The following is an 11327-nucleotide window of genomic DNA, read 5'->3' as shown; positions in this document are numbered from 1 at the left end:
TGGTTCACTCCTTTAATTGGGTTGATTCTCTTTTGATCAAAGAAACAGCCACTAAATGGGTGGTCGTCTCCGTTGGTACTGGGGGTGCTGCCTTCGCAGCGTTGATTTTCTCAATCACTTGGTTTCCTGCCAAGCGCCCCATCTCCGCAAAATTCTGCCCGATGGTCGTTAGTGCTGGATCAACGAGGGCAGCGGCTTGGATATTATCGAAACCAACCAGGGAAATGTTGGCAGGGACGTGCAAATCTGCTTGACGCAGTGCACGCATCAATTCGATGGCGATCAAGTCATTTTCACAGACGGCTGCCGTGACCTGATGTTCTTCCAGGTAGGCAAGCGCATTTGCGATACTGGCAGTAGCGTCGTCTAGCTTGGTGCGAAAGGTTCTTTGGTTTTTTTTCAGCGCATCGATGTAACCTAGATAACGCTGACGGACGGATTGTGGATGGTGGGTATCACCAAAAATATAAGCGATCCGTTGATGCCCCAACGCAAGTAAATGCTCCGTAGCTAGCTGTCCACCTTGAAAGTTATCTGGCATGACCGCTGGAAAATCAAACTCATGCAGCTTTTTATCTAAGGTCACGATAGGAAAGTGTTTTTCAGCACATTCGAACAGCAAGTCATAGTAAGAAAACGTATTGCTGGCGTAATAGATCAGGCCGTCGAATTCTTGCATCAGCTCAGCTGCCGTCGTTTTTTCCAAATAATCCACTGGTGTCATCAAAAGTTCAAAGCCGTGTTCTTGCATCACGGGGTAAATGCCTTCGGTAAAGTTTCCTAAAGAGAGATCATTGGCAAAGGGCAAGACAAACAAAATTCGTCCAGTCGCTTTTTTTTCCTTCAATTCTCGGACAAAGCTGCCGCTGCCTTGCACGCGATAGATCAGCTGATTTTGTTCCAGTTCCGTCAAGGCTCTTTTAGAGGTGATCCGACTGACTTGGTATTGTTCAGATAGTTCTTTTTCAGTAGGGACACGACTGCCCGGAGCTAATCGCCCTTCAACGATGGCTTCGTGAAGCTCCGAGTAAATTTTTTTATATAATGGTTGTTTCATAAGAAAACCCCTCTTGATATATCATATTTGTTAGCATACCATAAACCGATAAAAATGAAAACCCTTTAATTATTTTGAAAAAGCGCTAGACATTCACATGATTCATGATATACTAGGTTCGTAAATTGATATATCAAATCAGGGAAGGTGATGGAATGGTTTATAAAGAAATACCAACTTCAGTAGCAACATTTATGGAAACGATTACGGATCTATGCGGAGAAACGCATGCCGATTGGGCGAAAAATTTTAATGCAGCTTTTGCCAATACACTATTAACGACGGTCAAGCGTCATGAGGATGGCACGACCTTTTTACTGACGGGGGATATTCCAGCCATGTGGCTGCGAGATTCCACTGCGCAAGTTCGTCCGTATTTAGTGATCGCCAAAGAAGATGAAGACTTAGCAAGTATGATCAGCGGGTTGGTCAAGAAGCAATTCTACTATATTACGATCGATCCTTACGCAAATGCCTTTAACGAATCAGCCAATGGCGCTGGCCACCAAACAGACGATACAGAAATGAACGATTGGATCTGGGAACGCAAATATGAGATCGATTCTTTGTGTTATCCGATCCAACTGGCCTATCTGCTATATAAAAACACAGGTAGAACAGATCAGTTCAATGATGATTTTGTAACAGGCATCAAAAAAGCCTTGGAGGTGTTTGTAACAGAACAAAACCATGAGGAATCCCCGTATCGCTTTGAACGGGATACCTGGCGAAAAGAAGATACCTTGACTCATGACGGCAAAGGCGCGCCGGTGAAACCCGTTGGCTTGACTTGGTCAGGTTTTCGACCAAGTGATGATGCCTGCAAATACGGCTATTTGATTCCCTCCAATATGTTTGCGGTGGTGGTCTTAGGCTATATCCAAGAAATCTTTACGACGGTTTTAAAAGACACAGCGATCGTGGCACAAGCGAAAAAATTGCAAGCAGAGATCGAAGCAGGGATTAAAGCATACGGGTTGACCAAAAATCAAGCTGGCGAAGAAGTCTACGCGTATGAAGTGGATGGATTCGGCAATGGCACACTGATGGATGACAGCAACGTGCCGAATTTGATCGCCGCCCCTTACTTGGGGTATGGCAGTATGGAAGATCCCCTTTATCTTCAGACCCGTAAAACGTTGTTAAGCAGTGAAAATCCGTATTTCTATGAAGGCAAATACGCTAAAGGCATTGGCAGCTCTCATACGCCAGAAAATTATGTGTGGCCGATCGCCATGGCAATGGAAGGCATGACCACCACTGACAAAGAAGAAAAGAAACGAATTTTGGATCAGTTAGTGGCGACAGATGCGGGTACAAATTTGATGCATGAAGGGTTCGATGTCGATGATCCTTCGCAATACACGAGAGAATGGTTCTCTTGGGCGAACATGATGTTTTGTGAATTGGTCATGGATTATTTCGATATCCGAGTGGAAAAATAAGCAGCACGACCCACGACCGTTCGAGTGACACAAAAAGCAGTCCAACGACGCAAACAGCGAGGAGTAAAAATCAATGAAGAAACAAGTTTATATCATCTCTCACAGCCACTGGGATCGGGAATGGTACATGCCTTACGAACAGCATCACATGCGGCTAGTTGAATTGATGGATGATCTTTTAGAGTTAATTGAAAATGACCCTGAGTTCCACAGCTTCCATCTAGATGGGCAGACGATCATCTTGGATGACTATTTAGAAGTGCGACCTGAAAAACGCGAAGCGGTCAAAGCGGCCATCAAACAAGGGAAATTACAGATCGGTCCGTTTTATATTTTGCAAGATGACTTTTTGATCAGTGCTGAATCAAACACCCGTAATATGCTGATTGGAATGGCAGAAAGCAAAAAGTGGGGCACCCCTGTTATGTTGGGGTATTTCCCAGATACTTTCGGCAATATGGGGCAAACCCCGCAAATGATGCTGCAAGCCAATCTTGAAAGTGCTGCATTTGGGCGTGGCGTCAAACCAATCGGCTTTGACAACGAAGTTTTACCCGATGATCAATTTACTTCCCAATATTCTGAAATGCATTGGGAAGGTCCAGATGGCAGTCAAATCTTTGGTCTACTTTTTGCCAACTGGTACTCCAATGGCAATGAGATTCCAGTGGATAAAGCAGAAGCCAAAGCTTTTTGGACACAAAAACTGCAAGATGTAGAGAAATTTGGTGCCACCAATCATTACTTAATGATGAATGGGGTCGATCATCAACCTGTCCAAAAAGACATTTCGGCAGCGATTCGTACAGCTAACGAGCTTTTCCCAGAGTATGAATTCAAACACGCCAGCTTTACCGAATACCTTGAAGCGGTGCAAGCAGATCTGCCAGATGACCTAGGAACTGTCACAGGTGAATTGACCAGTCAAGAAACCGATGGTTGGTATACTCTAGCCAATACCGCCTCTTCCCGAGTCTATCTGAAACAATGGAATACAAAGGTTTCCCGCCAATTAGAAAATGTCGCTGAACCATTAGCAACTATGGCTTATGAAGCAAGCGGCAGCTATCCTCACGATATGTTGGATCATGCGTGGAAAACACTGATGCAAAATCATCCTCACGACAGTATCTGCGGCTGTTCAGTGGACGAAGTACACCGAGAAATGATGCCGCGGTTTGAAAAAGCCAATGAAATTGGTAAGTTCGTGGCAGATGAAGCGTTACGCAATTTAGTAGCCGCCATCGACACGAGCAGGTTTCCTGAGGAGAGTCGTCCCTTTGTGGTCTTCAACACCACTGGCAGCACCCGTTCTGGTTTAGTGGAAGTCGTGATCGAACTTGAGCGTAAAACATTCCGTGAAGGATTGCCAAGCAAGCTTTACCACGAATTATTGGCGAAGCCAAAAGGTTCTTATTCGGTGATCGATGAACAGGGGAAACCTGTTGCTGCGATCATCAGTGAAGAAGAGGTCCTTTTTGACTATGAATTGCCTAAAGATGCCTTTCGGATTCCTTTCATGAAACGCTTTGTCACGGTTCAAGTAGAAGCAAACCAGTTGCCGGAATTTTCATGGCAGACCTTTGCCCTAGTGGAAAAAGCCGCTACGCCAGTAGAGAGCGCACCGATCGTTTCAGAAGGAGGGCGTAAACTTGCCAACGCACATTTGGAAGCCGTCATTACTGAAAACGGCAGCTTGACGATTACAGACAAAGCAACCCAAAAAACGTATCGCAATTTACTGATTTTCGAGGATGTGGGGGATATCGCCAATGAGTACATCTTCAAACAACCAGAAGGGGATCAAGCAATCTTATCGACGCAATTTCCGCATCAGGTGACGATCGAACAAAACGATCCGCTGGTGGGAATTGTGCGACTGACACAAGAATTACAGATTCCTGTTTCAGCAGATGACCGTTTGTTAGAAGAACAAAAAGCTGTCGTCGATTTCCGTTTCCGTAAAGCACAGCGGAGTCAAGAATTGGTTGCTTTCAAGATCGAGACGGAGATTCGCTTAGAACGAACCAGCAACCGCCTGGCATTTAAAACCACCGTCAACAACCAAAGCAAAGATCACCGACTGCGGGTTTTATTCCCAACAGGGATCATCACGGATTTCCATGAAGCTGACAGCATTTATGAAGTCGTAAAACGGCCGAATCAGGTTTCCAGTCATTGGGAAAACCCAACGAATCCGCAGCATCAACACGCCTTTGTCAACTTGCATGATGAAACAGGCGGCATGACGGTTTCTAATTTTGGTTTGAACGAATATGAAATCGTGAAGGATCAGATCTGCTTGACCTTGTTGCGCTGTACGGGAGAGCTAGGCGATTGGGGCTACTTCCCAACACCAGAAGCGCAATGCTTAGGCAGCCACACCTTTGAATATGGCGTAGCCTGTCATGGGGCTCCTGAAGAACGTTATGAAACGTATCGCCAAGCACAAGCTGCCCAAGTTCCTTGGACGGCAAGCCAGACCGACAAGCATCAAGGCAAGCTAGCCAGCAGCAACCAATACATGGAAGCTCATGGAACGACGGTAGCTATCACCGCCTTAAAACGCAATCGCCAAGACCAGCAGATCGTTTTGCGGGGCTATAATTTGGCGGATCAAGCCACTGCCTTTCATGTGCAAAAAGAGCAGGCGACACTCTGTCTGTTGAACCTATTAGAGGAAGAACAAGCATCGTCCGTCAATGAGCAATTACACCCATATGAAATTCGAACCATTGGAGTAAAGGAGTGAGAAATGATGGTTTACGGAGGAATTGAAGCCGGCGGCACAAAAATGATTTGTGCCGTTGCCGATGAACAGCTGACGATCATCGCCCAAGAGTCGATCCCAACGACAACGCCAGAGGAAACGTTAGCGGCGATCTTTGCCTTTTTCGATCCCTACGATCTCGTGTCATTAGGGGTCGGTTCCTTTGGTCCGATCGGGATCGATCCAACCCAAGCGACCTATGGCCACATACTAGCCACGCCGAAACAGGGCTGGCAGCAGTTCGATTTTCTCGGTGCGTTGAAGAAGCGCTACCCAGAGACAGCATTTGCTTGGACAACAGATGTCAATGCTGCCGCTTATGGAGAATTACGCCAAGGAGCGGCACAAGGCAAAGACAGCTGTGTCTATTTGACGGTAGGGACCGGCATTGGCGCCGGGGTCGTTCGTGAAGGAAAGATTTTCGAAGGGATCGGTCATCCAGAAATCGGTCATACCTATGTCAAACGCCACAGTGAAGATATGTATGCTGGTACATGCCCGTATCACGGCGACTGTTTGGAAGGATTAGCCGCAGGGCCTTCTTTGGAAGGACGTACGGGGATCAAAGGACAAGACTTGCCGCAAGCGCACGAGATTTGGGGGTTGCAGGCCTTTTATCTTGGGCAAGCGCTGGTCAATATCACGTTAACTTTAGCACCTGAGATAATCATTTTAGGCGGTGGGGTCATGAATCAGCCGCATTTACTCGCTCAAATCCAACAAGCCTTCCTGAAACAAATGGCAGGCTATATGGAGACACCACCAGTGGAAGACTACATCGTCACTTGGGGCTTGCCGAACAAAAGTGGCATTATCGGCTGTCTCTTGTTAGGCAAAGAGCAGGTGACTGCCCATGACTAACCTGCATTTTCCTAAAGATTTTTGGTGGGGAGCCGCTGCCAGCGGTCCGCAAACTGAAGGACGAACGGCCGATGATGGCAAAGGCGATTCGATTTGGGACTATTGGTACGCAACGGAGCCAGAACGTTTTTATCAAAAACGGGGACCCAAAGATACCGTCCAGCTGCTACAGCGTTACCCAGAAGATGTGGCGCTGATGAAAGAGATCGGTTTTAATTCTTTTCGAACCTCGATCCAGTGGAGTCGCTTGCTGCCAGAAGGAAGAGGGGCGGTCAATCAACAAGCGGTGACGTTTTATCGCGAGTACTTCGCCACTTTGATCGATCATGGCATCGAGCCCTTCATCAATTTGTATCATTTTGATATGCCGATGGCACTGCAAAAAGAAGGCGGCTGGCTCAATCGCGAGACTGTCACAGCATTTGCAGATTATGCCGCTTTGTGTTTTGAATTGTTCGGTGATCAAGTCCGCCGTTGGTTCACGCAAAATGAACCGATCGTGCCAGTGGAGATGGGGTATTTGTATCAGCAGCATTACCCAGCAGAAATCAATTTGGCTCACGCGGTGCAAGTTGGCTACCATGAAGCACTCGCCAGCGCCTTAGCGATCCAACGCTTCCGTCAGTCTCAGCAACCAGGCGAAATCGGCATCATCTTGAATTTGACACCGACTTATCCGAAAGATCCGAACGATGAAAAAGATGTCCAAGCGGCGCAACTGGCAGATGCCTTTTTTAACCGATCCTTCTTAGATCCAGCGGTCAAAGGCACCTTTCCTGAAGAATTGATCTCTGTCTTAAACGAGTTGGCGATCATGCCAGAAACCAGAGCCGAAGATTTGCAGATCATTAAAGAAAACACGGTCGATCTCTTGGGGGTCAACTATTATCAGCCGCGGCGGGTGCAGCAAAAGCGTTCTGCCAAAACAGCGGACACTCCAATGCCAGAAGATTACTTCGATGTTTATGATTGGCCAGAAAAGAAAATCAATCCCCATCGAGGCTGGGAGATTTATGAGCGAGGCATTTATGATACCTTGATCAACCTACGAGACAACTACGGCAATATCCCCTGTTATATTTCAGAAAACGGCATGGGAGTCGAAGATGAAACACGCTTTATCGATGCCAGCGGTCAGATCCAAGATGAGTACCGCATCACCTTTATCAAAGATCATTTGCGGTATGTACACCAAGCGATCCAAGAAGGCAGCCAGTGCCGCGGGTATCACATGTGGACCTGCATGGACAATTGGTCTTGGCTGAATGAATTCAAAAATCGTTACGGGTTTATTGCCGTTGATTTGGCTACCCAAAAACGCACCATCAAAAAGTCAGGTGAGTGGTTCCGCGAAGTGATTCAGCAAAACGGCTTTGTCGACTGAACATTCATAAAAAACAAATCAATGAAGCGTCCTATCTTGCAAAAGGTAGGACGTTTTTCTGGTTTTTAGAGAATAAAAACAAAATATAAACAAAGACCTTTAATTTGTTTCATTTTATCTTTAGTTTGTTCCTTATTTTTTAGGGATGAAAGCGTTATTCTAGTAGCATGAAGGAGATGATGAGATGTGAAGAAAAAGGGGTTTTGGAGGAATGTCTGGCAATACAAAGCGTTAATATTGATGGCTTTGCCAGGTGTTGTCTGGTTTATCTTTTTTTTCTATATACCTGTATTCGCAAATGTGGTGGCGTTCAAAGATTTCCACATTTCACCAGACGGCTTTTTTGCCAGTTTGAAACAAAGCCCGTGGGTCGGCTTTGATAACTTTAAATTTTTATTTGCATCCAATGATGCTTGGCTGATCACTAGAAATACGTTACTCTACAATATCGTATTTTTAGCATTCAACCTATTCTTTGCGATTGCCTTTGCCATTATAATGAGTGAGCTACGCAATAAGCGTTTGGTAAAAGTTTATCACACGATGTCCCTGTTGCCGTACTTCCTTTCTTGGGTGGTTATTTCGTACTTTGTCTATGCCTTTTTGAGTCCAGACAAAGGGATCATCAACCAATGGATCACGGGTATGGGCGGTGAAGGAATCAACTGGTATGCTGATCCGAAATGGTGGCCGTTTATTTTCGTCTTTATGAATGTCTGGAAGAGCTTAGGCTACAACAGCATCATCTATTATGCGTCAGTGGTCGGGATCGATCAAACGTATTACGAAGCCGCGATGGTCGATGGCGCCAGCAAATGGCAGCAGATTAAAAATGTGACGTTGCCACAACTGATTCCAATGATTTCCGTCTTGTTGATTTTGAACATCGGTGGGATCTTCCGTGCCGACTTCGGACTTTTCTATCAAGTCCCACGAAACTCTGGGGCGTTGTACCAAGTCACCTCCGTTTTAGATACGTACATTTATAATGGACTGACTGCCACAGGCGACTTCGGGATGACCGCAGCTGCCGGCCTTTATCAATCAGTGGTTGGGGCATTATTATTACTAACAGCGAATTTGGTTGTTCGTAAACTAGAACCAGATTCAGCATTATTCTAAGGAGGATGGATAAATGAAGAAAAAAGTAACGAAAGTCGAGATCCGCTCCTTTAACCCAACGGTCAACCTGATTTTTAATATCGTGATCGGTCTGTTCGCGATTTCCTGTGTCTTGCCGTTTCTCTTTGTGATCGCGATCTCATTGACCAGTGAAACCTCTTTGGCAGAAAACGGCTATCGCTTTTGGCCACAAGAATTTTCGTTCGCAGCATATACCTACCTGTTTAGCGGACAAATGAGCAGCAAAATTTTCCAAGCATTTGGCGTATCTATTTTTATCACTGTTTTTGGTACCTTCGTCAATGCAACGATGACTTCGCTATATGCCTATGTCATCTCTCGCTCAAATTTTCCATTCCGTCGGTTCTTTACGATCTTCGCTTTGATCACCATGTTATTTGCGCCAGGGATGGTTGCCAATTACTTAGTGATGGTCAACTTGATCCAATTGAAAGACACGATTTGGGCATTGATCTTACCCCTTGCCTTAGGGCCTTTTAATATCCTTGTTATGCGGACCTTCTTTAAAAAGACGGTACCAGATAGTATTATAGAATCTGCGCGGATCGACGGTGCCAGCGAAATGAAGATTTTTCTGTCCATCGTGTTGCCGTTAGCGGTTCCAGGGATCGCAACGATCAGTCTATTTGCCGCTCTTGGCTATTGGAACGACTGGTTCAATGCATTGTTGTATATTCAAAAAGACTCTTTAGTGCCGTTACAAGCACTTTTGATGCGGATTCAAAGCAATTTGGACTATCTAGCCAAAAGCTCCGGCATGGCTGCCCAGATCCAAGGCGGTTTGGCCGCTTTGCCAAGCGAAACTGCTCGCATGGCAATCGTTGTTGTTGCAACCTTACCGATTGCGATCACCTATCCATTCTTCCAACGGTATTTTGTCGGTGGTCTGACAATTGGTGGCGTCAAAGAATAATCAAATAAGTATAGGGAGGAAACAAAAATGAATTTGTGGAAAAAAACAGCTTTTGCTGGGATGGCCGCAGCGGCAACTTTGGGAATGGCTGCCTGTGGGTCGAACGGCGCAACATCCGATTCAGAAAACAATGCAGACGGCGTAACGACTTTATTGATGTATCAAGTCGGGGACAAGCCAGAAAACTTTGATCAATTGATGGAGATCGCCAATAAACGCATTGAAGAAAAAACCAACGCTCGCATCGATCTGCAGTATATCGGCTGGGGTGATTGGGATCAAAAAATGAGTACCATCATTTCATCGGGTGAAAACTACGATATTTCCTTTGCCTCAAATTACGTTGCGAATGCGCAAAAAGGCGCGTATGCAGATTTGACGGAGTTAGCACCAAAATATGCCAAAGAAGCGTATGATCAATTAGACGAATCTTATATCAAAGGCAATACGATCGACGGAAAATTATATGCCTTTCCAGTCAATGGCAATATTTATGCCCAACAAGTCTTGACCTTCAATAAACAATATATAGACAAATATGATTTGGATATCAGCGGGATCGAATCATATGCAGATGCCGAAGACGTGTTGAAGAAGTTCAAAGAGGAAGAACCAAACATCGCACCGTTTGCGATCGGACAAACCTTTAATGTTTCTGGAAACTATGATTATGTGATTGGGAAAGATTACCCATTTGCTGTCAAATTGGACGGCGATACAACGAAGATCATCAATCAATACGAAGATGATGAACAAATGGAAAACTTGAAATGGATGCACAAATGGTACAACGAAGGCTTGATCCCAACTGATGCAGCCACCAATACGACTGGTTACCCATTAGAAGGCAACACATGGTTCATGCGTGAAGAAACCCAAGGACCAATGGATTACGGCGATACGATCTTAAGCAATGCCGCAGGTCATGAATTGGTTTCACGTCCAATCACGAAACAATTAAAATCAACTGGACAAGCGCAAATGGCAAACTTTGTCGTAGCGAATGTTTCGAAAAACAAAGAAAAAGCAGTGGAAGTGTTGGGCTTGTTGAACAGCGATCCTGAATTGTTGAATGGATTGGTTTGGGGTGTCGAAGGCGAAGCATGGGAAAAAATCGAAGGCCAAGACAACAAGATCCGTCTCCTTGATGGCTACTTGCCAAATACCCGGATGGCTGCTTGGAACACTGGAAACAACATGATCCTTTACACACAAGAATCCATCACAGACGATATGATTAAAGAGCGTGATGAAAACATCGCTAACGCGGAAGCATCACCAATCTTAGGCTTCAACTTCAAGACTGATAACGTGAAAACAGAAATCACGAATATCGCCAATGTCATGAACCGTTACAAAGCAAGTTTAGCAACCGGAACGATCGATCCAGAAGAAAATGTTCCGAAACTAAACGAAGAATTAAAAACCGCTGGCTGGGAGAAGGTCCGCGATGAAATGCAAAAACAATTTGATGAGTACCGCGCAAGCCAAGAATAAGCAACAGGTGGTTCTCATAAATCAATAGATCAAGCAAGCCGGAGGCTAAACGCATCAGGAGCAATGGTTCCCACGTCTAGCTTTTGGCTGCTTTTTCTTTTAAAGTAAATAGCAAAATCTTTGATAAAAAACGTTACTTTTGTTTTTAACGTTCAAACAGCAAGCATGTTGCATCTAAAACGTACATAGCATTAAAAGATTCTCAGGTAGCTTGAGTAGGAAGCTGGAATCATGCTACATTTTCGGTAGGGAACAAA

The 11327-nt window shown here is 45.2% G+C and carries 8 protein-coding genes; 7 read left to right on the top strand and 1 reads right to left on the bottom strand.

Features of this window, described 5'->3' with window-relative positions; translation table 11 throughout:
- Positions 1–4 precede the first annotated feature (4 nt).
- Complete coding sequence (locus tag IGJ17_RS11460; RefSeq protein ID WP_016613583.1) at positions 5–1057, bottom strand: GntR family transcriptional regulator; 1053 nt, start codon at positions 1055–1057, stop codon at positions 5–7.
- A 155-nt stretch (positions 1058–1212) separates the two neighbouring features.
- On the opposite strand from IGJ17_RS11460, the gene IGJ17_RS11455 reads away from it, so the two are divergent.
- From IGJ17_RS11455 to IGJ17_RS11425, 7 genes are all read left to right on the top strand, one after another.
- The gene (locus tag IGJ17_RS11455; RefSeq protein WP_400449667.1) at positions 1213–2502 is read left to right on the top strand and encodes a glycoside hydrolase family 125 protein; all 1290 of its coding nucleotides are present in this window, start codon (positions 1213–1215) and stop codon (positions 2500–2502) included.
- Between the two features lie 73 nt (positions 2503–2575).
- Entirely contained in the window at positions 2576–5254 is a 2679-nt protein-coding gene (locus tag IGJ17_RS11450; protein WP_429961413.1) for an alpha-mannosidase, read from the top strand.
- A 3-nt stretch (positions 5255–5257) separates the two neighbouring features.
- A complete protein-coding gene (locus tag IGJ17_RS11445; protein WP_005234751.1) occupies positions 5258–6133 on the top strand; it encodes an ROK family protein in 876 nt (291 codons plus the stop codon).
- Positions 6126–7517 (top strand): glycoside hydrolase family 1 protein, encoded by a 1392-nt coding sequence (locus IGJ17_RS11440; RefSeq protein ID WP_400449663.1) that lies wholly within the window; start codon positions 6126–6128, stop codon positions 7515–7517. Before IGJ17_RS11445 ends, IGJ17_RS11440 begins: the two co-directional genes overlap by 8 nt.
- 240 nt (positions 7518–7757) lie before the next feature.
- A complete protein-coding gene (locus IGJ17_RS11435) occupies positions 7758–8639 on the top strand; it encodes an ABC transporter permease (RefSeq protein ID WP_086294872.1) in 882 nt (293 codons plus the stop codon).
- Between the two features lie 13 nt (positions 8640–8652).
- A complete protein-coding gene (locus tag IGJ17_RS11430) occupies positions 8653–9573 on the top strand; it encodes a carbohydrate ABC transporter permease (protein ID WP_005225516.1) in 921 nt (306 codons plus the stop codon).
- 27 nt (positions 9574–9600) lie between these two features.
- Positions 9601–11070 carry an ABC transporter substrate-binding protein gene (locus tag IGJ17_RS11425; RefSeq protein WP_429961412.1) on the top strand — a complete coding sequence of 490 codons (1470 nt, stop codon included), beginning with the start codon at positions 9601–9603 and terminating at the stop codon, positions 11068–11070.
- The last annotated feature ends 257 nt before the right edge of the window (positions 11071–11327 follow it).

This window comes from Enterococcus sp. DIV1096b (genome assembly GCF_050498765.1).
Taxonomy (GTDB): Bacteria; Bacillota; Bacilli; order Lactobacillales; family Enterococcaceae; genus Enterococcus_D; species Enterococcus_D entomosocium.
This window is presented reverse-complemented; position numbering and strand designations above follow the sequence as displayed.